Annotated in this window: 19 protein-coding genes and 3 pseudogenes; 11 read left to right on the top strand and 11 right to left on the bottom strand. The window is 72.1% G+C overall.

What is annotated here, in order from left to right:
- Positions 1–183: 183 nt before the first annotated feature.
- The gene (locus K1J60_RS32325; RefSeq protein ID WP_184894872.1) at positions 184–819 is read right to left on the bottom strand and encodes a TetR/AcrR family transcriptional regulator; all 636 of its coding nucleotides are present in this window, start codon (positions 817–819) and stop codon (positions 184–186) included.
- Positions 820–914: 95 nt separating this feature from the next.
- Between K1J60_RS32325 and K1J60_RS32320 the strand changes: the two genes are divergently transcribed.
- Positions 915–1,145 (top strand): DUF6243 family protein, encoded by a 231-nt coding sequence (locus tag K1J60_RS32320; protein ID WP_184894870.1) that lies wholly within the window; start codon positions 915–917, stop codon positions 1,143–1,145.
- 464 nt (positions 1,146–1,609) lie between these two features.
- On the opposite strand, the pseudogene K1J60_RS46250 reads toward K1J60_RS32320, so the two are convergent.
- The 3 genes and pseudogenes from K1J60_RS46250 to K1J60_RS32305 form a co-directional block, all read right to left on the bottom strand.
- Positions 1,610–1,882: pseudogene (locus K1J60_RS46250) on the bottom strand (VOC family protein); the annotation flags it as partial.
- A gap of 176 nt (positions 1,883–2,058) precedes the next feature.
- Positions 2,059–2,526, bottom strand: a pseudogene (locus K1J60_RS32310) (GNAT family N-acetyltransferase); the annotation flags it as partial.
- Positions 2,527–2,595: 69 nt separating this feature from the next.
- Positions 2,596–3,615, bottom strand: a complete 1,020-nt coding sequence (locus tag K1J60_RS32305; protein ID WP_220649289.1) for a small ribosomal subunit Rsm22 family protein — start codon at positions 3,613–3,615, stop codon at positions 2,596–2,598.
- A gap of 81 nt (positions 3,616–3,696) precedes the next feature.
- Here K1J60_RS32305 and K1J60_RS32300 point away from each other — a divergent pair, with 81 nt between their 5' ends.
- Entirely contained in the window at positions 3,697–4,638 is a 942-nt protein-coding gene (locus tag K1J60_RS32300) for an aminoglycoside phosphotransferase family protein (protein WP_220649288.1), read from the top strand.
- Positions 4,639–4,693: 55 nt separating this feature from the next.
- On the opposite strand, the gene K1J60_RS32295 is transcribed toward K1J60_RS32300, so the two are convergent.
- Both K1J60_RS32295 and K1J60_RS32290 read right to left on the bottom strand, forming a co-directional pair.
- The gene (locus tag K1J60_RS32295) at positions 4,694–5,896 is read right to left on the bottom strand and encodes a serine hydrolase domain-containing protein (protein ID WP_398683624.1); all 1,203 of its coding nucleotides are present in this window, start codon (positions 5,894–5,896) and stop codon (positions 4,694–4,696) included.
- Positions 5,824–7,260: a multidrug effflux MFS transporter gene (locus tag K1J60_RS32290; protein WP_259408027.1), complete on the bottom strand. Its 1,437-nt coding sequence runs from the start codon at positions 7,258–7,260 to the stop codon at positions 5,824–5,826. The genes K1J60_RS32295 and K1J60_RS32290 overlap by 73 nt, the downstream gene beginning before the upstream one ends.
- Before the next feature lie 99 nt (positions 7,261–7,359).
- Here K1J60_RS32290 and K1J60_RS32285 point away from each other — a divergent pair, with 99 nt between their 5' ends.
- Entirely contained in the window at positions 7,360–8,397 is a 1,038-nt protein-coding gene (locus K1J60_RS32285) for a Gfo/Idh/MocA family protein (RefSeq protein ID WP_220649286.1), read from the top strand.
- Here K1J60_RS32285 and K1J60_RS32280 read toward each other — a convergent pair.
- Entirely contained in the window at positions 8,384–10,063 is a 1,680-nt protein-coding gene (locus K1J60_RS32280) for an alkaline phosphatase D family protein (protein WP_220649285.1), read from the bottom strand. The genes K1J60_RS32285 and K1J60_RS32280 overlap by 14 nt on opposite strands.
- A gap of 160 nt (positions 10,064–10,223) precedes the next feature.
- Here K1J60_RS32280 and K1J60_RS32275 point away from each other — a divergent pair, with 160 nt between their 5' ends.
- Together K1J60_RS32275 and K1J60_RS32270 are read left to right on the top strand one after the other, a co-directional pair.
- The gene (locus tag K1J60_RS32275; RefSeq protein ID WP_220649284.1) at positions 10,224–10,976 is read left to right on the top strand and encodes an SDR family oxidoreductase; all 753 of its coding nucleotides are present in this window, start codon (positions 10,224–10,226) and stop codon (positions 10,974–10,976) included.
- A 673-nt stretch (positions 10,977–11,649) separates the two neighbouring features.
- Positions 11,650–12,103: pseudogene (locus K1J60_RS32270) on the top strand (ATP-binding cassette domain-containing protein); the annotation flags it as partial.
- Between the two features lie 82 nt (positions 12,104–12,185).
- Here K1J60_RS32270 and K1J60_RS32265 read toward each other — a convergent pair.
- Both K1J60_RS32265 and K1J60_RS32260 read right to left on the bottom strand, forming a co-directional pair.
- Positions 12,186–13,259, bottom strand: coding sequence for an aldo/keto reductase (locus tag K1J60_RS32265; RefSeq protein ID WP_259408026.1), 1,074 nt, complete (start codon positions 13,257–13,259; stop codon positions 12,186–12,188).
- Positions 13,260–13,320: 61 nt separating this feature from the next.
- The gene (locus K1J60_RS32260) at positions 13,321–13,647 is read right to left on the bottom strand and encodes a nuclear transport factor 2 family protein (RefSeq protein WP_220649283.1); all 327 of its coding nucleotides are present in this window, start codon (positions 13,645–13,647) and stop codon (positions 13,321–13,323) included.
- 159 nt (positions 13,648–13,806) lie between these two features.
- Here K1J60_RS32260 and K1J60_RS32255 point away from each other — a divergent pair, with 159 nt between their 5' ends.
- The 6 genes from K1J60_RS32255 to K1J60_RS32230 all read left to right on the top strand — a co-directional run bounded on the left by K1J60_RS32255 (position 13,807) and on the right by K1J60_RS32230 (position 19,733).
- Positions 13,807–14,352, top strand: a complete 546-nt coding sequence (locus K1J60_RS32255) for a DoxX family membrane protein (RefSeq protein ID WP_220649282.1) — start codon at positions 13,807–13,809, stop codon at positions 14,350–14,352.
- A gap of 58 nt (positions 14,353–14,410) precedes the next feature.
- The gene (locus K1J60_RS32250) at positions 14,411–14,755 is read left to right on the top strand and encodes a MazG-like family protein (RefSeq protein WP_220649281.1); all 345 of its coding nucleotides are present in this window, start codon (positions 14,411–14,413) and stop codon (positions 14,753–14,755) included.
- Positions 14,748–15,281 carry a hypothetical protein gene (locus K1J60_RS32245; RefSeq protein WP_220649280.1) on the top strand — a complete coding sequence of 178 codons (534 nt, stop codon included), beginning with the start codon at positions 14,748–14,750 and terminating at the stop codon, positions 15,279–15,281. Before K1J60_RS32250 ends, K1J60_RS32245 begins: the two co-directional genes overlap by 8 nt.
- A gap of 200 nt (positions 15,282–15,481) precedes the next feature.
- Positions 15,482–17,695 carry an MMPL family transporter gene (locus tag K1J60_RS32240; RefSeq protein ID WP_220649279.1) on the top strand — a complete coding sequence of 738 codons (2,214 nt, stop codon included), beginning with the start codon at positions 15,482–15,484 and terminating at the stop codon, positions 17,693–17,695.
- Positions 17,696–17,780: 85 nt separating this feature from the next.
- A complete protein-coding gene (locus tag K1J60_RS32235; protein ID WP_220649278.1) occupies positions 17,781–19,046 on the top strand; it encodes a sensor histidine kinase in 1,266 nt (421 codons plus the stop codon).
- Positions 19,047–19,055: 9 nt separating this feature from the next.
- Complete coding sequence (locus K1J60_RS32230) at positions 19,056–19,733, top strand: response regulator transcription factor (RefSeq protein WP_220649277.1); 678 nt, start codon at positions 19,056–19,058, stop codon at positions 19,731–19,733.
- Between the two features lie 76 nt (positions 19,734–19,809).
- Here the strand turns inward: K1J60_RS32230 and K1J60_RS32225 are convergent, their stop codons facing one another.
- On the bottom strand, positions 19,810–21,258 hold the full coding sequence (locus K1J60_RS32225) for a family 43 glycosylhydrolase (protein ID WP_220649276.1): 1,449 nt from the start codon (positions 21,256–21,258) through the stop codon (positions 19,810–19,812).
- A 23-nt stretch (positions 21,259–21,281) separates the two neighbouring features.
- Entirely contained in the window at positions 21,282–22,784 is a 1,503-nt protein-coding gene (locus K1J60_RS32220; protein WP_220649275.1) for a family 43 glycosylhydrolase, read from the bottom strand.
- Positions 22,785–22,850: the final 66 nt, after the last annotated feature.

The raw sequence follows: 22,850 nt of genomic DNA, 5'->3' as shown, positions 1-22,850 counted from the left end.
CCATGGTCCCACCATCCTGCGCCGAGGGTGGCCGGAGCCCACATCCGGGGTAGGTGGGGCGATGCCGGAGCGCGGACAGGGATGGCGGGTTATCCCGTGCTTTGAGGTGATTTACCGTCCACGCTCCGGCCCCGCTCGATCGACACCGGGTCGCCTTGGTCACACCCGGGCGGGGTCGCCGGCTCAGCGGGGCGCGAGGCCGTGCAGGGCGTACTCGACGAGGGCGTCCGTGTACGCGTAGGAGATGGGGCCCGTGTGCTGCAGCCAGCGCTGGGCGAGCGGGGAGACGAAGAGCTCCAGGGCGATCCGCGGGTCGATGTCGGGGCGCACGGCGCCCTGTTCCTGGGCCGCGCGCAGGCGCTTCACATACAACTGGAGCTGGGGTTCGAGCAGTTTGCCGACGAACTCGACGCCGAGTTCCCGGTTGACCACGCCCTCGGCGGCCAGGGCGCGGGAGGGGACCTCGAACTTGGGGTCGAGGAGTTCGTCGACGGTCGCGCGCAGGACGGCCTTGAGGTCGGCTTCGAGGTCCCCGGTGTCCGGGATCTCGTACTCGGCATGCTCCCCGATCACCTCGGGCCGGGCGGCCGCCTCCGCCGCCTGGTTGCTCAGATCGAGGAACGCCTCCAGCAGGACCTCCGCCTTCGAGGACCACCACCGGTAGATCGTCTGCTTGCCGACGCCGGCGCGGGCGGCGATGCCCTCGATGGTCGTCTTCTGGTAGCCGACCTCACCGACGAGGGCGAGGGCGGCGTCATAGATGGCGCGACGCGACTTCTCGCTGCGCCGGGCGGAATCAGGGGCGGTCTTTTTGGCCATGCCGCGAATTTACCAGGTTGACAAGACGGTGCGTCTCGCCGCATGGTGGTGAACATCGACGAGACGAACCGTCTCGTCACTGAAGGGAGACCGTCATGACCCGAGGTGGAGCAGGAAACATGCTGGGAGTGGGCGGCGCCCGTCGGCACCTGGGCCGCGAGGCCCTGCGCGGCGGCCCCGCAGGCGGCCGCGTCGGCGGTGGCCTCGACCCCCAGGCCCAGAAGCGGGAACTGCTGCGCAAGCTGCAGGAGAAACGGCAGGAAGGACGGGCGGCTACGGCTACAGACGGTACGGCGGAGGACCGTACGGCCGGCGAGTCGTCGTGAACCGGCCGGGGGGCCGCTCTCTCAGCGGCCCCCCGAGGCGGTGGTGGAGCTGGACGGCCCGGAGGGTGAGCCCTTCCGGGCTGGTCAGCCGCGACGCGGGGCGACCACCGTCCGCCGACCGTGAGACCTGGCCATGGACGCGGGCCGCGACGGCCTCCAAGTCGCCGACGCCGACCATGACCTCCCACCGTGACGCGTCCTCCGCGTCCTCCGCGCCCTCCGCGTTTCCCGTGTCCCTCGCCGCCCTCATGGCGAAGTCGGCGTGGGTTGAAGGCCGTGCCGGTCACACCCCGGTAGAACTCCCGCGCCTCGTCCGGCTGTCGACAGGCCAGGACCATGCGATGCGGGGCGCCGGGGACGCCCGACGGGAAGCCCCACCCGCCGAACCGGTACGGCCGCCAGAAGGAGACGGCCGCACCCACCGGGTCGACCAGCGTGGCCATGCGCCCCTGGTCCCCGGCGTCGAAGGGCGGGACGACGAGTCGTGCCCCGGCGGCCACCGCCGTGGCCGTGCGGCGGTCGACGTCGTCGACCGTCAGGTAGTGGGCGATGTGGGCCGGGGTCTCCGGCGGGTGGACGGGATGCGCGAGGTCGCTCACACCGCCGATCCGATGGCCGGTCCCGGTGGTGATCTTCGTGGACCGACGCCGGTCCTGCTCGTCCACCGCGAAATGCCAGCCGAGGGTGGCGGCGAAGAAGGCGGCGGTGCCGGGCAGGTCACGGGTCTTGAGATCCATCCGGCAGAAACCGCCGGGGGAACCGGAACGGGCGATCATCCACTCGACTCCGATCCGGTCGACTCGGCTGCCGTTGACTCTGGTCCGCTCAACTCGGCTGCCGTCGGCTCCGATCCGGTCGGCTCAGGTGCGGTCGACTCAGGCGCCGTCGGCTCAGCTGTGGTCGACTTCGGTCCGGCCGTCTCCAGCACGCCGACCGTCTGGCCCCCGCTGGTCTCCCCCGTCGTGCGGAAGCCGAGGCCGAGGTAGAAGGGCTCCGGGCCGTCGGGGCCGGGGTGCCAGGTGACGTGGACGCGGTCTCCGCCTCGGCGGCGGATCTCGGCGGCCACGGACTCGACGGCGAAGCGGCCGTACCCCTTCCCCTGCTCGTCGGCGGCGATGTTGAGCCGCCAGAGCCCGGAACGGATGTCGGTGCCCGAGCCGTCGCCCTTCCAGTCGATGTCGAGGAAGGCCATCAGAAAGCCGACCGCACGCTCCCCGTCCATGATGAGCCGGGGCCAGGCGACCCCGGGGTGGACGTACGCCTCGGCCAGAGACTGCACGACCGGCTCGACCAGGTGTTCCTGGTCGGGGCGGACGCGTACGCCGAGCGCGGCGTCGAGGTTGGCGGGGGTTATCTCGACCAGACGCGGGGTGGTGGACATGATCGAAGACATAGCCGGAGACCGCGTGGGCGGCGCAACTTCTTTTCGATCGCGCCCCGGCGGCGGGCCTCAGGACACCTGGTCGTCGTCGCCCACGGCCGGTGGCCAGGCGTCGCCCCACTCCGCGTCGCGGGCCGCCCGGTAGAGGAGGCCGTGGCGCTTGGTGACGGTGGTGCGGGCGAGGGCCGGCTCGGGTTCGCAGAGGTCGAGGAGGACCTGGCCCTTGCGGATCTGGGGTTTGCGGACGATGCGGTGGGGGGCCGGGGCCGGGGGGACACGGGTGGCGGCGACGTAACTGAACTTCTCGTCCTCGTACGGCAGGGAGCCGCCCTTGACCTGGCGGTGCAGGGAGGAGCGGCTGACCCGGGCCGAGAAGTGGCACCAGTCCTCGCCGGGGACGATGGGGCAGGCGGCGCTGTGCGGGCAGGGGGCGGCGATGTGGAAGCCGGCGGCGATCAGCCGGTCGCGGGCCTCGATGACCCGGGCGTAGCCGTCGGGGGTGCCGGGCTCGATGATCACGACGGTCTGCGCGGCGGTCGCCGCCGCCTCGACGACGGCCGCGCGGTCGGCCGTGGTCAGCTCGCCCAGGACGTACGAGACGGTGACGAGATCGGTGCTCTCGATGGTGAGCGCCGATCCGATACGGGAGCGCTGCCACTCGACGGTCTTCAGTTCCGGGTTCGCCGCGGCGATCTCCCGCCCGAGCGCGAGCGCCGGCTCCGCCCAGTCGAGCACCGTGACCGGCCGCGCGCCCTCCCAGGTCGCGTTCACCGCCCAGGTCGCCGCGCCCGTGCCCCCGCCGACGTCCACATGACCGCCGGGCACCCACCCGGGCACCGCGGCCGCGAACGCCTCCAGCGCCGAGCACACCGCCTCGAACGTCGCCGGCATCCGGTACGCCGCGTACGCCACGACGTCCGACCGGTCCCGCAGCACGGGCGCGTGCGTCGGCGTCCGCCCCCGGTAGTTCGCGATCAGCCGCTCGACCGCCTGCGTGGCCGACTTGGGCGGCAGCCCGTCGAGCAGCCCGGCGAGGGCGGTGCGGAGGGTGTCGGCTGAGGAGGCTGGAGGGGAGGCGGGGGCGTTCACGGGGCGATTCTACGAGGGGGCGTGAGCGCGTCGGCCGCCTCGGCTCCGGCCCCCGTGCGGGTCGGCGCGTAGGGTGCCGGGATGATCGAGGTACCCGAGGCGTTCGCATGGAGCACGGTCGAGCGGGAGGGTGAGCCGGGGGCGGTGTGGCTCGCCGAACTGCCCCGTATCGTGGCGGAGTTGCTGGACCGGTGGGGGTGCGAGCCGGACGGTGAGGTCGTGCACGGCGGGGTGGGGGTGATCGTCCCGGTGGCGAGGCGGGGGGAGCCCGGCGCCGTACTGAAGGTGTCGTTCCCGCATCCCGGCAACGTCCATGAGCCGGACGCGTTCGAGACGTGGGGCGGGTGCGGGGCCGTACGGCTGTACCGGCGCGACGACGAGCGGTTCGCGATGCTGCTGGAGCGGGTCCGGACGTCCACGCTGGCGGAGCTCGGCGACGAGGACGAGATCGTGCGGGTCGCCGGGCTGCTCAGTCGGCGGCTGGCCGTGCCCGCGCCGACCGGTCTGCCCCGGCTGCGGGAGCGGACCGGCGCCTGGGCGGAGGAACTGCGCGCGGACGCGACGGAACTGCCGCACGCGCTGCCCCGCCGCACGGTCGACGCCGCGCTGGCCACACTGCGGGAGCTGGGCCCGGACCAGCCGGACACCGTCGTGCACGGCGATCTCCACGCCAGGAACATCCTGCGGGCCGAGCGTGAGCCGTGGCTGGCCGTCGACCCCAAGGGGCTGGCGGGTGACCCCGCCTACGACGGCGGCACGCTGCTGAAGTCACGGGCGTTGAGCCTCCTCGCGGCGGACGACCTCGGCGCGGCCGTCCACCGGGTGCTGGACGTGTACGCGGAGGCCGCCGAGGTCGACCTGGGGCGGCTGCGGCGCTGGGCCCAGGTGGAGGCCGTCCGGGCCGCGTTCCACGCCCGTCGGCACGGGTTCCGGGTGGCTCGCGGCGGACCACGCCTGGAATGGATCATCGCGTTCGTGGACCGCCTGGCGGAGCACCTGACCGCCCCCGCCCGCCCGCGCTGAGCCACGACCTGCCGCGCTTGCCCCGCGTTCCCAGGGCCGTCCGCGGGCCGGCCGGTCACATCCCCCGTACCGCCCGGGCCAACCGGGTCCCCGCTGCCGCCCGCGCCCTGTTGATCGGGTCCCGTCGGCGGGGGTGGACCGCGTTGGTGAGGAGGATGAGGAAGGTGTCCGTCGCCTGGTCGAGGACCAGCGACGTGCCCGTGAAGCCCGTGTGGCCGGCCGCTCCCCGGCCCGCCAGCCCGCCCATGAACCAGGGCTGGTCGAGGGCGAAGCCGAGGCCCGGCGGCGTCAGCATCAGCTCGACGAAGTCGGGGCCGAGTATGCGGGCGGGACCGTAACTGCCGCCGGCCAGCAGGGTGCGGCAGAAGACGGCCAGGTCGCGGGCGGTGGAGAAGAGACCCGCGTGGCCGGCGACACCGCCGAGGGACCAGGCGTTCTCGTCGTGGACCCGGCCGCGGATCATGCCCCGGTCCGCCTTCGCCCAGGGGCGGCGCTGGTCCTCCGTCGCCGCGGCGGCCGGGCAGGGGCCGAACGTCGTCGACACCATGCCGAGGGGGTGGGTGATGCCGTCGCGGATCAGCACGTCGAGGGTCCGGCCGGTGAGGCGCTCCAGGACGTGTTGGAGGAGCAGGAGGTTCAGGTCGGAGTAGAGGTGGACCGTGCCCGGGGTCGCCGTCGGGGCCTCCGCGCGGAGCATCGCCAGCCGGGCGTCCGGCGACGGGCAGTCGTACAGCGGGAGTTCGGGGCGCAGCCCGGAGGTGTGGGTGAGGAGGTGGCGGACGGTGAGGCCGTGCGCGGCGGCGCCCGTGAAGTCGGGGAGGTACGCCGCCACCTTCGCGTCGATGCCGAGGGTGCCGCGCTCCAGTTGCTGGACGGCGGCCACGGCGGTGAACAGCTTGGTGAGGGAGGCCAGGTCGAAGGGGGTGTCCGGCCGCACCGGGATGCGGGAGTCGGGCGGCAGCTCCACTCCGGTGTCGGCGCGTTCGTCGTAGGCCTCGTAGCGGACGGCCCAGCCCGCGGCCTCCTCGACGGCGATGACGGGGCCGCGGCCGGCGAGAACCACGGCGGCGGGGGCCCGGGGGCTGTCGCCTTCCGTCAGCGCGCGCACCTCTCGGCTGAGATGGCGCAGTTCCTCGGGGTCCAGTCCGGCCCGTTCCGGGGTGTCCGTGCGCAGTCTCGGCGCGCTCAGCTCTCCGCTCCCTCCACCGTCGTACCCGTCGAAGTACCCACTGGCGTACGCCTGTTCCAAGGACGGCACAGTGCCACGAAGCAGACCGCGGCCACCAGTGTCGCGGCCAGTTGGACGACGGCCATGGGGACGGCCGTGTCCTCGCCCGCGACGCCGACCAGGGGGGACGCTATCGCGCCGATCAGGAAGGACGAGGTACCCAGCAGGGCCGACGCGGAACCCGCCGCGTGGCGTACCCGCATCAGGGCGAGCGCCTGGGTGTTGGGAAGGGTGACGCCCATCGCGGACATCAGCACGAAGAGGGCCGCCGAGACCGGGCCGAGGCCGACCTCGCCGAAGACGCCCAGGGACATCAGCAGCAGCGCGGTCGCGGAGACGGCGACGACGGTGAGGCCGACGGCGAACACCTTGTCCAGGCTGACCCGGCCGACCAGGATCTTGCCGTTGATCTGGCCGACGACGACGAGGCCGACGGAGTTGACGCCGAAGAGCAGGCTGAAGGTCTGCGGGGAGGCGCCGTAGATCTCCTGGATCACGAACGGGGAGGCGCTGATGTACGCGAAGAGGGCGGCGAAGGCGAAGCCGCCGGCGAGCGTGTAGCCCATGAAGACCCGGTCGGTGAGCAGGCCGCGCATGGCGTGCAGCGTCTCGCCGATGCCGCCGCTGTGGCGTTCGGCGGGGGCGAGCGTCTCGGGGAGTTTCGCCCAGACGACCGCGAGCAGGGCGATGCCGATGGCCGTGAGGACGACGAAGACCCCGCGCCAGTCCGTGACGCGGAGGATCTGGCCGCCGATCAGCGGCGCGACGACCGGAGCCACCCCGGAGATCAGCATCAGCGTGGAGAAGAACCGGGCCATCGCGTCGCCGTCGTACAGGTCGCGGACCACCGCCCGCGCGATCACGATCCCGGCCGAACCGGCGAGGCCCTGGACCAGACGGAAGGCGATGAGGGTCTCGATGGTGGGGGCGAGGGCGCACAGGGCGGTGGCGACGACGTAGACGGCGAGGCCGAGCAGGAGGGGCCGTCGGCGGCCCCAGCGGTCGCTCATCGGTCCGATCAGCAGCTGCCCGAGCGCCATGCCGGCGAGGCAGGCGGTGAGGGTGAGCTGGACCGTGGTGGCGGGGGCGTGCAGCGAGGTGGTGACCTCCGGCAGGGCCGGGAGGTACATGTCCATCGCGAGGGGCGGGGTGGCGGTGAGCCCGCCGAGGATGAGGGTGACGAGGAGGCCGGTGCGGCGGAGGGCGGTGGAGCCCGGCTTCGACCGCGCCCGTCGTGGCGTACCGGGCCGTCCTGCGGCACCGGGCCGTCCTGGCGGTCCCGGCCGTTCCGACGGCCGCTGTTCCGCCTCCGTGTCCGGCCCCCTGTGCTCCCCCATCGGCGCCACCGTGTTCGACTCGGCCGATGCCGAGCCGGGTATGTGCCCCTCGGGCATGTGCCCCTCCCTCGCCGTTCGTTCCGCCACCTATGCTCTCAGCTCGTACGACGTGGGTGGGGTCACAGTCCCGCCCCGGGGCCGAGGACAGGGGTGGCGATGTCGAACGACGGACGTGTGCGGTGGGGAATCCTGGCGACCGGAGGAATAGCCGCGGCCTTCACGGCCGACCTCGTCGACCTGCCGGACGCCGAGGTCGTGGCGGTGGCCTCGCGCACCGAGGACTCCGCGAACGCCTTCGCGGAACGCTTCGGGATACCGAGGGCGTACGGCGACTGGCGCGCGCTCGCCGAGGACACGGACGTGGACGTGGTGTACGTCGCCACGCCGCACTCGGCGCACCGGACGGCCGCCGGCATGTGCCTGGAGGCCGGGCGGAACGTGCTGTGCGAGAAGCCGTTCACGCTGAACGTGCGCGAGGCGGAGGAGTTGGTCGCGCTGGCGCGGGAGCGCGGGCGGTTCCTGATGGAGGCCATGTGGACGTACTGCAATCCGGTGGTGCGCCGGCTCGCCGCGATGGTGCGGGACGGTGCGATCGGTGAGGTGCGCACGGTGCACGCCGACTTCGGCATCCTCGGGCCGGTCGCGCCGTCGCACCGGCTGCGGGACCCGGGGCAGGGCGGGGGCGCGCTGCTCGACCTGGGTGTGTACCCGGTCTCCTTCGCGCATCTGCTGCTCGGGGAGCCCTCGGACGTGACGGCGAAGGCGGTGCTCTCGAAGGAGGGTGTCGATCTCCAGACGGGCGCGCTGCTCTCCTGGGAGAGCGGTGCCCTCGCGTCGGTGCACTGCTCCATCGTCGGCGGCACCGCCACCACCGCGTCGGTCACCGGGTCCGAGGGCCGGATCGACATCCCGGACGGCTTCTTCTTCGCGGACCGTTTCGTCCTGCACCGCGTGGGCCGCGAGCCGGAGACGTTCGCCGCGGACCCGGCCGACGGGCCGCGCAACAGCCTCCGTCACGAGGCCCGGGAGGTCATGCGGGCCCTGCGCGCCGGTGAGACGGAGTCCCCGCTCGTCCCGCTCGACGGCACCCTCGCCGTGATGCGCACCCTGGACGCGATCCGCGACCGTATCGGGGTGCGCTATCCCGGCGAGGACGACCGTCGGGGCGACGCGCTGCTGACTACGCCGGCGTGAGCCCGGGCCGGCCCGCCTCCACCGCGAACGACGCCACGGTGGAGATCCCGGCCCCGGTCGTCGTCACGTACGGCACGGCCTTGAAGTCGGCGCGCGCGGCCTCGCGGTCGAGAGCGACCGTGAGGTAGCCCCGTCGGCCGTGGTAGAAGCGCATGTGGGGGTTGGCGGTCATGTAGGTGTCCCAGTTCGCGGGCTTGTCGGAGCCGTTGCCGCCGCTGCTGATGGAGGTGGCGACAAGCTCCGTGCCGACGGTCCGGGACGAGCGGTCGTCGAAGTCGCGCTTGATGTCGAAGGCGTAGCCGACGTGGACGTCGCCGGTGAGGACCATCAGGTTCTCGATGCCGGCGGCCTCCGCGCCGGCGAGGAGGCGTTCGCGGGAGGCCGGGTAGCCGTCCCAGGCGTCCATCGCCACCCGGTAGACGTCGCCGACGGCGTTGCGGCGCTGGGAGAAGGTGACCTGCTGCGGGACGACGTTCCAGACGGCGTCGGACCGGTCCCAGCCGTCCAGGAGCCAGCGTTCCTGCGTACCACCGGTCATCGTGCGGGCGGGGTCGGCGGACTCCGGTCCCGGGATCTGCCAGCCGTCTCCCTGCGCCTGGTTGGAGCGGTACTGGCGGGTGTCGAGTATGTCGAACTGGGCGAGGCGGCCCCACCGGAAGCGGCGGTAGAGCCTCATGTCGGGCCCGTCGGGGCGCTGGGGGCGGCGCAGCGGCTGGTTCTCCCAGTACGCGCGGTAGGCGGCGGCGCGGCGCAGCAGGAACTCCTCGGAGGGTTCGCCGCCGTCGGGGTGGTCGCCGGCGTAGTTGTTCTCGGTCTCGTGGTCGTCCCAGGTGACGACGAAGGGGTGCGCGGCGTGGGCGGCCCGCTGGTCGGGGTCGCTCTTGTGGAGGGCGTACCGCAGCCGGTAGTCCTCCAGGGTGACCGTCTCGTGGTTGAAGACGTCGGGCAGGACGCGGTCGGTGTAGTTGCGGGCGCCGCCGACGGAGTTCACGGCGTACTCGTAGAGGTAGTCCCCGAGGTGGAAGACGACATCGATGTCCTCTTCGGCCAGGTGCCGGTAGGCGGTGTAGTAGCCCTGGTCGTAGCGCTGGCAGGAGACTGCGGCGAAGGAGAGGCCGGTGGCGCCGGTCAGGTGGGCGTGGCCGGGGGCGGTGCGGGTGCGGCCGGTCTCGCTGATCCAGGTGCCGGCGCGGAAGCGGTAGTAGTAGACGCGCCCCGGGGCGAGGTGGCCGACCTCGACGTGGACGGTGTGGTGGAACTCGGGGTGGGCGGTGGCGGTGCCGCGTCTGACGATCCGTCGGAATCTGTCGTCGTGGGCCAACTCCCACCGCACGGCGACGCGTTCGGCGGGCAGTCCGCCGTCCGGCTGGTAGGGGGCCGGGGCGAGCCGGGTCCACAGGAGCACGGAGGTGGACAGCGGGTCGCCGGAGGCCACGCCGAGGGTGAAGGGGTCCTCGGTGATCCGCCGCGCGTCGAGCGTGGCGGCGGCCGCGGCGCCGGCCGCGGGGAGGTTGGTGGCGAAGGCGAGCGCGGCGGCGGCCCCCGTGACGGTGAGGAAGCGGCGGCGGTCGAAGTGACGGGCGGCGGCGCGGAGTTCGGACGCGTGGGACGAACGGGACGGCGTCGGCCCCTGGGAGTTCCGGGCGTTCTGGGCTGTGGGTGTCATCTGGCCCTCGTCTGACGGGAGTTGTCTCTTGGCATTGGAGTGGCCAGGTTCGACGATCTTCTGTCACGTACACAACACCCAGATGGCGGACGAATGAGTTCCGCATGGCGGGCGCTTTCCGCGCGGCCCGGCGCGCCCCCCTCCTTTACGCTGCGTGGCCATGAACGCTATGCGAACCAAGATCGCGATCGTGACGGGTGCGGGCTCCGGCATCGGCCGCGCCGTGGCGGTGGAGCTGCTGCGCACCGGCTGGTCGGTGGCGCTCGCGGGCCGCCGCGAGGACAAGCTCGCCGAGACCGCAGCCGGCGCACCTCAGGCGCTGTGCGTCCGTACGGACGTCTCCCGCCCCGGTGACGTGGACGCGCTCCTCGCCGCCGTGCGCGACCGGTTCGGACGGCTGGACCTGCTGTTCAACAACGCGGGCACGTTCGGTCCGGGCGGGGTGCCGGTGGAGGAGCTGGACTACGCGGCCTGGCGGCACGTCGTGGACACCAACCTCAACGGGGCGTTCCTGTGCGCGCAGGCGGCGTACCGGCAGATGAAGGAGCAGGACCCGCAGGGCGGGCGGATCATCAACAACGGCTCCATCTCCGCGCACACGCCCCGCCCGCACTCCGTCGCCTACACCGCGACCAAGCACGCCCTGACCGGCCTCACCAAGTCGCTCTCGCTGGACGGGCGGCCGTACGGCATCGCGGTCGGCCAGATCGACATCGGCAACGCGGCGACGGACATGACCGAGCGCATGGCGAACGGCGTCCTCCAGGCGAACGGGCAGCTCGTGCCGGAGCCCGTGATGGACGTGACCGACGTGGCCCGGACCGTGCGGCACATGGCGGAGTTGCCGCTGGAGGCGAATGTGCAGTTCGCGACGGTGATGGCGACGACGATGCCGTACGTGGGGCGGGGCTGAGGCAGCCGAAACGGTTGCATACGGCACTCGTCCACGGCTCAACCTACACAAACGGAAGCTGATGCTCCGGTCCATAGGAGCACGTGACAGGCATATGCTCAGGACTTGTCTCCACGAGAGCTTCACACTTGGAGGCGACGGCTTCCGTGGCCAACCCGAGGGGGAGGCGGCAGCCGTTCCGCGGTCCGGAAGGGGGCGGACCTCGCGTGGGACCGCGAGGTAAGCACCGGAGCGCGGAACGGCTGCCACCACATGCCTCTGCTCCGGTCGGTACCCCAGCCGCTCTTCCTGGCAGGAGTCCACGGCAGTCGACTGCCGATCGCCGCGCTCGCCGCCGCCGCGTACAGGGTGACCGCGATCAGCCCTACCTTCAAGGCCGAGTTGGGCAACACCGGCGCGTGGGCGGGCGGACCGGGCGGCGGCGGTCCCGGCGCGGGCGGCGCCCCTGTCGGCAGGCCTCCGGCGCACCGGAGATCGCGCTGTCCACGCCCGTCTCCCTGTCCACCCTCGCGCTCACGGCGGGCCTCGCCGCCGCCGGACATCGGATCGCCGGGGGCCATGGCGGCCGACACGCCTCCCGGATGCGGCCGGCCGACGCCCTGAGCAGGGTAGACCGACCCACACCCCCTTCGCGGAGACCCACGAAGCGACCCGTGCACAGGCTCACGGGCGCGACGGCGCCGACCGCGCCTCCGTCAGTGGGCCGAGCCGACCCGGCTGCGCGCCGAGCGGGTCGGCATCGCTTTCCGGGCGCTCCACCTCATCCCCACGCTCACCACGCAGGGAAACGTCGAGACCGCCCGCGTCCCGCTCGGCGTCAAGCGGGCCGGACGGCGCGAGCGGGCCGGGCGAGCGCCTCACCCACGCCCCGTCCGAGCTGTCCGGCGGTCGGCGGCAGCGGGGCGCGGTCGTCCGCGCTCTGGTCGAGCGGCCGAAGGTACTCCTCGGCCGACGAGCCCGTCGGCAACCTCGACGAGGGCACCCGCGGCGAGATCATGGCCCTGCTGGAGGGGTTGTGGCGCGAACAGGGCCTCGCCTTCGTCCTGGTCACGCGCTACTCGTCGATCGCCCGGCGGGCAGCCCGGCCGGTCACCGTCGAGGCGGGGCGGCTGACGGCTGACGGCTGACGGCTGACGGCTGACGCTCACGAAGCGGCAGCGCGACAGCCGCCGGGGCCGGGGCCTGGCCGGGCGCCATCGTACGGGCCGCTCACCGCCCCAGGATCAGGTCGATCTCGGCCATGCGCTCCGCGGGGAGCGGTCCCTTCGCGAGGGCGCCCGCGTTCTCCTCGGCCTGGGCGACCGAGCGGAAGCCGGGGATGGGCACCGTGTGGGGGCTGCGGGCCCAGATCCAGGCGAGGGCGCCCTGCGCGAGCGTACGGCCCTCGCCGGTGAGGATCTCGCGCAGCGCCTCCACCCGGCCGAGCCACTCCGGGTCGGCGCCGCCCTCCGCGTGGAAGCCGGGCAGCCAGGCGGGCGGGGTGCTGCGGATGTCACCGGCCTCCAGGGCGCGCCCGCCGGTGTGCTTGCCGGTGAGCAGACCCATGGCCAGGGGGCTGCGGTTGATGCTCGCGAGGTTCGACTCCGCGCACAGCGCGAGGAGTTCGGGGGCGTCCTGGAGGATGTTCAGCCGGTGCTGCACGGCCGCGCAGTGCGGGCCCTCGGCGAACACGGCCGCGCGGTCCGGGTCGTCGGTGCTCCAGGCGTACGCCCGGATCAGGCCCTCCCGGACGAACTCCTCGCAGGTGTCCCGGAGTTCGGCGGCCCGCTCGGGGTCGGCGTCGGAGAGGTGGAGCTGGTACAGGTCGACGTGGTCGGTGCCGAGACGGTCGAGGGAGGCGGTGAGGGCGCGGCGGGCGTGGGCAGGGGTGTCGTCCTGGCCGGTGAGGGTGCGGGTCGGCTCGTCGAAGACGTTGCCCCACTTGGTGGCCACGACGACGTCCGCGCGGCGCTTGCCGAGCGCCCGGCCGAGGACGCGTTCGCTGTGGCCGGCGCCGTAGGTGTCGGCCGTGTCGAAGAAGGTGACGCCGAGGTCGAGGGCGCGGTGGACCGCCCGTACGGACTCCTCGTCGTCCACCTTGCCCCAGCCCAGCGGCTGTCCGTCGGTGTCCTGCCACTCGCCGCCGATGGCCCAGCAGCCGAAGCCGAGGGCGCTGACCTGGATGCCGCTGCGGCCGAGGGAGCGGGTGTACGGCTGCGCGACCGTGCTCGTGCTCGTGGCTGTGCTCGTGTCCGTGGCCGTGCTCGTGTCGGTGGCCGTGCTCGTGTGCGAGTTCGTCTCCATGACCACGGACGTTAGGAGTTGGAGTGCACACCAACGCAAGCCCCGCGGGCCATCCCGTCGTTCAGGCCTGGCCCGTCTCGAACCGGCTGATCCTGCCGTCCTCCGACACCGTGAAGCGCCACGCGGTGCGCATCTCGCCCCAGGTGTCGTTGCGGTAGTTGGCGACCAGGGAACGGCCGCCCGCGGTTTCGCGGTGGACCTCGATGTGGCCGTGGGAGGAGAAGATCTCCCGGTCGGTCCAGTCCGCGATGTCACGGTCGGAGCCGTCGTCCGACATCGTCGCGTCCTCCGTGAGGAGCGCGAAGAACGCGTCCTCGTCATGGGCGTTCACCGCGGCGACGAAGGCCCGGACGGCCGGGTCGCTGAGTTTGGCGGGTGCGATCGTCATGGCGGCCAGCCTCACACCGTTGCCCGGGGCGCGCCACCGGAGGCGCGCCCGCACGCGGGGCCACCCGAACGGCGGCCCGGCGCGGGTCGGGCAGGTGTGATCGGTGCGACGGTGGATACGCGGGAGGGGACTTAACGCACCGGCTGCCCGGGAGAGCTCATGACCTCATTCGACCGACGTGATCTGGGACTGCTGCTCCTGCGGCTGGGCACGGGCGGTGTGCTCGCCGCGCACGGGACGCAGAAGCTGTTCGGCTGGTTCGGCGGGCACGGCCTCAAGGGCACCGGCGCGTTCATGGAGTCCGTCGGGTACACCCCCGGCAAGGCCAGCGCCACCGCCGCCGGCCTCGCCGAGACCGGCGGCGGCGCACTGCTCGCGCTGGGCCTCGCGACGCCCGCGGCCGGTGCCGCCGCGGCGGGCGCGATGGGCGGCGCGACCGCGATCCACGCGCCCAACGGCTTCTTCAACGCCGAGGGCGGCTACGAGTACGCGGCGACGCTGGGCCTGGCCGCCGCGGGCCTCGCCGTCGCCGGGCCCGGCCGGCTCTCCCTCGACCACGCGTTCCACCATGTCGTCGACCGGGGCTGGATGGTCCCGGCGGCGCTCGCCGGTACGGCCGCGGTCACGGCGGTGGTCGTCGGCCTGCGCAACCAGCGGGTGCGCAAGGAGAAGGAGGGCGAGCAGGAGGCGTTGTTCGAGGAGTGAGCGTCGCCGTTCCGGCGGATCGGCCGTCGTTGTCACAGGGGCGTGGCAAGCTGCGCGCATGAGCGAGCAGACCCACTCCCCCGACGACCTCTGGCAGTCCGTCGCACTCCTGCACGCCTGGCTGGAGGCCGACCAGCCGCACGGCGGCCAAGAGGGCCTGCTGCTGCGGATGTTGAAGCTCCAGGAGGAGGTCGGCGAGGTCGCGCAGGCGGTGATCGGCGCGACCGGGCAGAACCCGCGCAAGGGCACCACCCACACCTGGGACGACGTCGGGTCGGAGCTGTGCGACGTCGTCATCACGGCTCTGGTGGCGCTGCGCACCCTGACCCCGGACGCCCGCGCGGTCTTCGCGGCCCATCTGGCCGGGGTCACCGCCCGCTCGCTGGCCTCCCGCCATGGCTGACAACGCGTTCTGGATCGCCGCGCTCACCGCCGGCACGGCCGTGGTGGCGAGCTGGGTGACCAGCCGGGGGACGGCGCGGGCGGCGCGCATACAGGCGGACACGACGGCGGGCGCGCAGCGGGTGGAGCGGCTGCGGGAGGCCCGGCGGACGGCGTACGCGGGGTTCATCGAGCAGGCGCAGCGGCTGAACGACGTGCACTGGAAGGTGTCCGACGTGGTCCGGGGCGCCGGGGGCGGGCTCGGACCGGAACAGGTGGAGGAACTGCGGGAGCTGCGCGAGCTCCAGCGCGACGAGTACGCCACGCTGCGCAATCTCACCTGGATCGTCTCGCTGGAAGGCCCCGAGGAGGTCGCGGTCCTCGCCAACACCGTCCGGCGGGCGACGAGCCCCTTCCACAAGGCGATCGAGGCGATGATCGAGGGCGACGCCGGTGCCGTGGCGCGCTTCGACGCCTGCTACACGCCGTTCTGGGACGCGTTGAAGGTCTTCATCAAGGCCTCCCGCGACACCCTGCACGCCATGTAGCCGACGGTGCGTCCGACCCCGGCCGTCCGACGGCCGTCTCCCCGGCCGTCTCTCCGGTCATACCCCCGGCTGACCCGGCGGTGACGGTGTACTGCGTTCTGAGTACGCGCGATTGTCGGCAGCCGCACGACGACGGGACGGGGCCCGCGACGGGAGTCTTGGCAGACATCCGAGACTTCTGACGTGGAGACCTGCGACCCATGGCAACCTTCCTTCATCGGCTGGGCCGGCTGGCCTTCCGCAAACGCTGGTACGTCATCCTGATGTGGCTGGCGGTACTGGGCGCCGTCGGTGCCGGCGCCCTCAAGGCCCCGGGAGCCTCCGACGAGGGGTTCGCCATGCCGGGCATCGAGTCCCAGAAGGCGTTCGACCTGCTGGAGCAGCGCTTCCCCGGGGTCACGGCGGACGGCGCCACCGCCCGGGTCGTCTTCGTCGCCCCGAACGGCGAGAAGGTCACCGCCGCCGAGAACAAGAAGGCCGTCGAGGAGACCGTGGCCGATCTGGCGGACGGCTCGCAGGTGGCGAGCGCCGTCGACCCGTTCCAGGCCCGGGCGGTGAGCAAGGACGGCTCGACGGCGTACGCGACCGTCACCTACAAGGTCGCCGCGAACGACCTCACCGACGCCAGCAGGACCCACCTGGAGGACGCGCTCCGCGCGGCGCAGGGCTCCGGGCTGACCGTCGAGGCCGGCGGGACCGCGATGGAGGAGCAGGGCGGCGCGGGCGGCATGGCCGAGGTGATCGGTGTCGCCATAGCCTCCGTCGTGCTGCTGATCACCTTCGGGTCGCTGGCCGCCGCCGGACTGCCGCTGCTGACCGCGCTGGTCGGCGTCGGCTTCAGCATGGCCGCGATCCTCGCCCTGTCGGACGCGTTCGGACTGTCCACCACGACGGGCACCCTCGCGATGATGCTGGGTCTCGCGGTCGGCATCGACTACGCCCTGTTCGTCGTCTCCCGCTACCGCGAGGAGCGCGCGGGCGGCCGTACGCCCGAGGAGGCCACCGCCCTCGCCACCGGCACGGCCGGGTCGGCGGTCGTGTTCGCCGGGCTCACCGTCGTCATCGCGCTCGCCGGGCTGTCCGTGGTCGGCATCCCCATGCTGACGAAGATGGGGCTGGCCGCGGCGGGCGCGGTCGTCGTGGCCGTGCTGATCGCGCTGACCCTGGTCCCGGCGGTCCTCGGCTGCTGGCCGAACGCCGTGCTCTCGCGCAAGGCCCGCAGGAGCGGCCGTATCGAGGACGACGTCAAGGACAACGGCGGCACCCGCTGGTCCCGGTTCGTGCTGCGCCGCCCGGTGCCGGTGCTCCTCCTCGGCGTCGTCGGCCTCGGCGCGCTCGCGATCCCGATGACCGACCTCCAGCTGGGCATGCCCGGCGACGAGGCCAAGTCGACCTCGACCACCGAGCGGCGGGCCTACGACGCGCTCGCCGAGGGTTTCGGGCCCGGCTTCAACGGGCCGCTGACGATCGTGGTCGACGCCAGGGGCAGCGACGACGCGAAGGGCGCCGCCGACGCGATCGCGAAGGAGATCGGCGCCACCGAGGGCGTCGTGTCCGTCTCCCCCGCGCGCTTCAACGAGGCCGGTGACACGGCCGTCTTCTCGGCGGTGCCCGCCACCGCGCCGACCGACGAGAAGACCAAGGACCTGGTGACCACCATCCGGGACGAGCGGCCCGGCATCGAGTCCGAGACGGGGGCCACGTTCGAGGTCACCGGCACCACCGCGCTGAACATCGACATCTCCGACAAGGTGCAGTCCGCGCTGGTCCCGTACCTGCTGGTCGTGGTCGGCCTGGCCGTCGTCCTGCTGCTGGTCGTCTTCCGCTCCCTGCTGGTCCCGCTCAAGGCGGCCGTCGGCTTCCTGCTGTCGGTGCTCGCCTCGCTCGGTGTGGTCGTCCTGGTCTTCCAGCAGGGCCACGGCGCGGAGCTGCTGGGCGTGGAGCAGACCGGCCCGATCATGAGCCTGATGCCGATCTTCCTGGTGGGCATCGTGTTCGGTCTGGCCATGGACTACGAGGTGTTCCTGGTCTCGCGGATGCGCGAGGCGTACGTCCACGGCGACCCGGCCGACGAGGCGATCACCAGCGGCTTCCGGCACAGTGCCCGGGTGGTGGCGGCCGCCGCCCTGATCATGATCGCGGTGTTCGCCGGGTTCATCGGCGAGAGCGACTCCATGATCAAGATGATCGGGTTCGGGCTGGCCACGGCGGTCCTGTTCGACGCGTTCGTCGTACGGATGGCGATCGTGCCGGCCGTGCTCGCGCTGCTCGGCGACAAGGCGTGGTGGCTGCCGAAGTGGCTGGACCGGACGCTGCCCCACGTCGATGTGGAGGGTGAGGCCCTGACCCGCCGCGCCGACACCGCGGAGCCGGCCCCGGCCGACACGGCGGAGCTCGAAGTGACGCGCACCTGAGCCAACCGCCCCCAGGGGCGTTCGCACCCGGCATCGACCACCATGTCGACACCATGGTCCCCAGCCCCACCGACCGGAGTCCCTGATGAGCGTCAGCCTGGATCGGCGTTACGCCGATCGCCTGGAGGATTTCTCGGACCGCCATCCGTACCTCGTCGACCTGGTGATGGCCATGACGCTGATGGGCTGCGCGACGCTCGGCAGCGTGCTCACCCTGCCCGGCGCCGAGCCGCCGGACCAGGACAAGGTCGGCGTCGCCCTCATGGGCGTGTCCTGCCTCGTCCTGCTCAAGCACCGCACGCACCCGCGCACCGCCCTCGTGGCGACCGCGATCTGCACGATCGTCGCGGTCGCGCTCGGCTATCTGCTCACCCCCCTGCTGCTGGCACCGATCATGGCGGCGCTCTACTGGCTGGCCACACTCACCGACCGGAAGACCAGCCGCGCCTACGGCCTCACCACCATCGCGGTGATGACGCTCGCGGCCGTGTTCGCCGACTCCATGGACCACCTCTCGCTGGTGCTCAGGACGATCGGCCCCGTCTTCTGGCTGCTGCTGCCCCTCGCCCTGGGCCGGGCCACCCGGATCCGGCGGGCCTACCTGAAGTCGGTGCAGGCCCGCGCCGAGCACGCGGAGCGCACCCGGGAGGAGGAGGCCCGCCTGCGGGTCACCGAGGAGCGGATGCGCATCGCCCGCGATCTGCACGACGTCGTCGCCCACCATCTGGCCCTCGCCAACGCCCAGGCGGGCACCGCCGCGCACCTCACCCGCACCGACCCCGAGCAGGCCCACCGGATCCTCACCGACCTGACCGCCACCACGTCGTCGGCGCTGCGCGAGCTGAAGTCCACCGTCGGTGTGCTGCGCCGGCCCGACGATCCCGAGGCGCCGCTCGCTCCCACCCCCGGGCTCGACCAACTCCCGGACCTGATGGCCGCGTGCGAGTCCGCCGGCCTCACGGTCTCCGTCACCACGGAGGGCGCTCCCGGGCACCTCGACCCCGGCGTGGACCTGACCGCGTACCGGATCGTGCAGGAAGCCCTCACCAACGTCAGCAAGCACGCCGCCGTGGACGCGGCGCGCATCCGCCTCGCGTACGCCGAGACCCACCTGACGATCACGGTCACCGACGACGGCGGCGACGCCCCGCCCCGTCGGGCCTGCGCCTCGGAATCCGGCCGGGGTTTCGGCCTCATCGGCATGCGCGAGCGAGCCCAGTCCGTCGGCGGCTCCCTGAGCGCCGGCCGGCGACCCGAAGGCGGCTTCGAGGTCACCACCGACCTCCCGCTGCGCCCCCGCCCCCGCGCCCCCGAACCGGTCGCGGAACCGACCCCAGACCTGCGGAAGTAGAACAGCACCATGACCATTCGTGTCCTGCTCGCCGACGACCAGGCCCTGTTGCGGGCCACCTTCCGGATCCTCATCGACTCCTGCGCGGACATGGAGGTCGTCGCCGAGGCCACCGACGGCCGGGAGGCTGTCGACCTCGTCCGGATCCACCGCCCCGACGTGGTCCTCATGGACATCCGGATGCCCGGCACCGACGGGCTCACCGCCACGGCCGTGATCTGCGCCGACGAGGAACTGGCCGACACCCGCGTGCTGATCCTCACGACCTTCGAGATCGACGAGTACGTGGCCCAGGCGCTGCGTTCCGGTGCCAGCGGCTTCCTCGGCAAGGACGTCACCGCGGACGTGCTTCTCGACGGCATCCGCACGGTGGCCGCCGGCGACACACTGCTCTCCCCCGCCGCCACCCGGACCCTCATCGCCCGCTTCCTCGCCACCCCCGCTCCGGGCAACCACCTCGCCACCCCCGACCGGCTGACCATCCTCACCACCCGCGAACGCGAGGTCATGTCCCTGGCCGCCGAGGGCCACTCCAACGACGAGATCGCCGAGAAGCTGTACGTGAGCCCGCTGACGGTACGGACCCATGTCCACCGGGCGATGACGAAGCTGGGGGCCAGGGACAGGGCTCAGCTGGTGGTGATGGCGTACCAGTCGGGGCTGGTCCAGGTCATGCCTCAGGAGTAGGGAACCGGAGAACGCGCCTGCGCGCCGCCTCCCGGGCGACGCGCAGGTGTTTTCGTGAGCAGCCGGACCTCCTGGACTACTCCTTGTAGAAGGTCGCGTCCTGCCGGTCGAGGGTGGTGCTGACCGGCTGGGTGTAGAGCAGGTTGTTGTAGTGGCGGATGTAGCGGCCGGGGAAGTTGTACGACTCGTACGAGACGCCGGCCGCGGTGTCGGCGAGGCCCGCCCGCTGGTGGAACGAGGCGTCCGCGTCGAACAGGGCGGTGCCGTCGTCCTTCTCCACCCACAGTTCGTTGTTCTTGTGGCGGAGGTAGTAGCCGGGGAAGTTCGCCGACTCCAGCGAGACCGTGCCGCTGCCCGTCAGGCCGGTGACGACGCGGAACTGCGAGTCGGCGAGGTTGGTGACGTTGGCCTCCAGCTTCGCGCGGTACTCCCAGTGCCGGATGAACTTGTCCGGGTAGTTGTACGAGGAGAGACGGACCGGGGTCACGCCGTCGGCGACGGGGATGCCGAAGTTGGGCGTGCCGTCGGCGTTCCAGTACAGCTTCTGGTAGCGGGTGCGGCGGTTGGGGTCGTTGAGCGGGTCGCCGCTGATGTCCTTGTAGTTGCGGTCGTGGTAGACGAGGATGTCCGACTTGCCGTCCTCGGAGACCGTGAAGGTGTTGTGGCCGGGGCCGTACTGGCTGGTGGCGGCGTTGCTCTTGAACACCGGCGTCGAGGTCTTCGCCCAGGAGGCCGGGTTCATGAGGTCGGCGGTGGCGGAGGCGGTCAGCAGGCCGAGGCAGTAGTTGGCGTCGGTGGCGCTGGCCGAGTAGGTCATGAAGACCTTGCCGTTCTTCTGGATGACGGCCGGGCCCTCGTTGACGCGGAAGCCGACGGTCTCCCAGGAGTACTCGGGCTTGGAGATCATCACCGGGCTGCCGCTGATGGTCCAGGGGTTGGACATCTTCGCCAGGTACAGGTTGGTGCCGCTGCCGACCGCCGGGTCGTTCTGCGCCCAGCTGAGGTAGCGGGTGCCGTTGTGCGTGAAGGTGGTGGCGTCCAGCGAGAAGGTGTCCAGGGGCAGGGAGATCCGGCCCTTCTCGGTCCACGTGCCGGTCAGCGGGTTGGCCGCGCTGGTCTCCAGAACGTACGGGCGGATCTTCCAGATGTCGTTGGAGGCACCGGCCGCGAAGTACACGTACCACTTGCCGTCGATGAAGTGGATCTCCGGCGCCCAGATGTGGGCGCCCATGTCACCGCTGGCGTGCTTGGTCCAGATCGTGGTCTCCGTGGCCGTGGCGAGGCCCTGGAGGGTGGTGGAACGGCGCATCACGATCTTGTCGTACGCCGGGACGGTGGCCGTGAAGTAGTAGTAGCCGTCGGTGTGCTTGAAGATGTGCGGGTCGGCCCGCTGCTCGGCTATCGGGTTGGTGAAGGTGACGGCCGGGGATGCCGGGGCGGCCGCCTGGGCGGGGGTGGTCACGGTGGTGAGCACGGCGAACGCGACTGCCGCGGCCACGATGACCCGTCTGACGAGATGTCTCATGTGTTGTTGCGGCCCTTCGGGGATCAGGCGGTCGTGGGGACGAGCCGCCACTGCTGGCAGTTGTTGTTGAGCCAGGACCACTGGCGTACGTCGGTTCCGTTGGCGGTGCCGCAGTCGGCGACGTCCATGACCTTGCCGGTGGAGGCGTTGACGATCCGGACGTAGTCGCCGCCGAGGTAGACCATGCGGAACTTCTGGCAGTTGTTGTTCAGCCAGGACCACTGGCGGATGTCGGTGCCGTCGGCGGTCGCGCACTCGGCGACGTCGGCGACCTTGCCGGTGGCGACGTTCACCAGGCGGCTGGTGTCGTCCGCGCGGTCCTCGATCCGCCACTTCTGGTTGGCCCCGCCGTTGCAGGTCCACTGGGCGATGTTGGTGCCGTCGGCCGCGTTGCCGCCCGTGACGTCCAGGCACTTGCCGCTGTTGCGGTTGACGATGGTGTAGGCGGTCGGGGTCGTCGCCGTCTCACCGGAGGGGCCGGCGATGGTGGTCCCGAGGGCGACCGGGGTGCCGAAGTTCGGGGTGCCGTCGGCGTTCCAGGTGAACTTCTGCGCGCGGGTCGTACGGCCGTTGTCGCACCCGTCGCTCGCCGCGTCGTTGGCGTGGTAGACGATCCAGTTCTCGGTGCCGTCGGGCGAGGTGAAGAAGCCGTTGTGGCCGGGCGCGTAGACCCCGTTGGCGTCGCTGCGCTGGAAGACCGGCGTCTGCTTCTTCGTCCAGGAGGAGGCGAGCAGGGGGTCGGACCCGGTCAGCTCCAGCTGCCCGAGCTTGTAGTCGGGGCCCCAGCAGGCGCTCGCGGAGTAGATGAGGAAGGTGCGGCCGTTGCGGTAGAGCGGCTCGGGCCCTTCGTTGACCTCACCGCTCTGCGTCTCCCAGCTGAGCGTCGGGCTGGAGATGACGGTGAAGGTGGAGCTGGCGAGGGTGTACGGGTTGCTGAGCGGCGCGATGACGAGGCTCTGCTTGCTGCCGCCCACCGAACCGCTGCCCGCCAGGTACAGCTTGTTGTTGTGCTTGAGCAGGCTGACGTCGATCAGCCAGCCGCCCGGGTCGAGGTTGGACCCGGCGAGCTGGTTCTTGAAGGTGTACGGCCCCAGGGGGTCGGACCCGGCGCTCTCCAGTACGTAGGTGCGCTGGTCGTCGCAGCAGGCGGAGGCGCGCGGCCCGGCGGAGTAGTACAGGTACCACTTGCCGTCGACGAAGTGGATCTCCGGGGCCCACATGTTCCAGTTGCGGGTGGAGGTGGTGTCCGACCACACCTGCACGCTGGGCGCCGTGCTGAGCCCGGCCAGCGTGGGCGACTTGCGCATGGTCAGCTCACCGGTGAACGAGGTCGTCACCAGGTAGTAGTTGCCGTTGTAGTACTCCAGCCACGGGTCGGCGCCCTTCTGCGACTTGACCGGGTTGGTGTACGGCTTGCCGTCGGCCGCGGCGGCGGGCGGCGCCGGCTGGACGGTGATGAGCGACGCGAAGAGGGCCAGTAGTGCGGCCCCCAACGTCACCCAGTGACGGACTTGGATGCGGAACACGGCAAGTCCCTTCGGGGAGCGGCTCGAGAGGGGGAGATTGTTCGATATTGCGAACGTTGTGCGTAA

Source organism: Streptomyces akebiae, assembly GCF_019599145.1.
GTDB classification, from domain to species: Bacteria; Actinomycetota; Actinomycetes; order Streptomycetales; family Streptomycetaceae; genus Streptomyces; species Streptomyces akebiae.
Note: the sequence above shows the minus strand (reverse complement) of the source record. Positions and strands in the feature narration are given on the sequence as shown.

What these genes read in the sequence shown, in the direction of transcription:
- K1J60_RS32300 (WP_220649288.1), top strand. Translation starts at nt 3,697, where the DNA reads ATGATCGAGGTACCCGAGGCGTTCGCATGGAGCACGGTCGAGCGGGAG.
- K1J60_RS32250 (WP_220649281.1), top strand. Translation starts at nt 14,411, where the DNA reads ATGAGCGAGCAGACCCACTCCCCCGACGACCTCTGGCAGTCCGTCGCA.
- K1J60_RS32245 (WP_220649280.1), top strand. Translation starts at nt 14,748, where the DNA reads ATGGCTGACAACGCGTTCTGGATCGCCGCGCTCACCGCCGGCACGGCC.
- K1J60_RS32280 (WP_220649285.1), bottom strand. Translation starts at nt 10,063, where the DNA reads ATGACACCCACAGCCCAGAACGCCCGGAACTCCCAGGGGCCGACGCCG.
- K1J60_RS32275 (WP_220649284.1), top strand. Translation starts at nt 10,224, where the DNA reads ATGAACGCTATGCGAACCAAGATCGCGATCGTGACGGGTGCGGGCTCC.
- K1J60_RS32265 (WP_259408026.1), bottom strand. Translation starts at nt 13,259, where the DNA reads ATGGAGACGAACTCGCACACGAGCACGGCCACCGACACGAGCACGGCC.
- K1J60_RS32285 (WP_220649286.1), top strand. Translation starts at nt 7,360, where the DNA reads ATGTCGAACGACGGACGTGTGCGGTGGGGAATCCTGGCGACCGGAGGA.
- K1J60_RS32320 (WP_184894870.1), top strand. Translation starts at nt 915, where the DNA reads ATGACCCGAGGTGGAGCAGGAAACATGCTGGGAGTGGGCGGCGCCCGT.
- K1J60_RS32290 (WP_259408027.1), bottom strand. Translation starts at nt 7,260, where the DNA reads ATGCCCGAGGGGCACATACCCGGCTCGGCATCGGCCGAGTCGAACACG.
- K1J60_RS32225 (WP_220649276.1), bottom strand. Translation starts at nt 21,258, where the DNA reads ATGAGACATCTCGTCAGACGGGTCATCGTGGCCGCGGCAGTCGCGTTC.
- K1J60_RS32255 (WP_220649282.1), top strand. Translation starts at nt 13,807, where the DNA reads ATGACCTCATTCGACCGACGTGATCTGGGACTGCTGCTCCTGCGGCTG.
- K1J60_RS32260 (WP_220649283.1), bottom strand. Translation starts at nt 13,647, where the DNA reads ATGACGATCGCACCCGCCAAACTCAGCGACCCGGCCGTCCGGGCCTTC.
- K1J60_RS32325 (WP_184894872.1), bottom strand. Translation starts at nt 819, where the DNA reads ATGGCCAAAAAGACCGCCCCTGATTCCGCCCGGCGCAGCGAGAAGTCG.
- K1J60_RS32240 (WP_220649279.1), top strand. Translation starts at nt 15,482, where the DNA reads ATGGCAACCTTCCTTCATCGGCTGGGCCGGCTGGCCTTCCGCAAACGC.
- K1J60_RS32235 (WP_220649278.1), top strand. Translation starts at nt 17,781, where the DNA reads ATGAGCGTCAGCCTGGATCGGCGTTACGCCGATCGCCTGGAGGATTTC.
- K1J60_RS32230 (WP_220649277.1), top strand. Translation starts at nt 19,056, where the DNA reads ATGACCATTCGTGTCCTGCTCGCCGACGACCAGGCCCTGTTGCGGGCC.